Genomic DNA, 279 nt, shown 5'->3' on the forward strand with positions numbered 1-279 from the left:
CGGCGTTGTGCCGTGCAACACCGGCACGCTGATCGACGTTGCCACCTCTCCCGCGTTCCCAGACGCCGAGGTGGAGCTGCGGTGCGGCGGCAACAAGGTGGCAGGCGCGACGACGAGCCGCAACGGGTCGTTCGCGATCGAGACGGACATGACCGGCGCGCTGGCGGCGCTCCTGGGCGCCTGCGAGCTGGTGGTGGACACGCCGCTGGCCAAGTGCAACGCCACGCTGCCGGCGGCCGGGACGCTGGTGTCCGGCCTGCAGGGACCGCTCTCCGGGAT

1 protein-coding gene is annotated in these 279 nt (G+C 72.4%); it reads left to right on the forward strand.

The features are described from left to right. On the forward strand, positions 1–279 hold a 279-nt coding region (locus SM754_RS20205; RefSeq protein ID WP_323677935.1), incomplete at both ends, for a hypothetical protein.

This window comes from Halorubellus amylolyticus (assembly GCF_034808145.1).
Taxonomy (GTDB): domain Archaea; phylum Halobacteriota; class Halobacteria; order Halobacteriales; family Natrialbaceae; genus Halorubellus.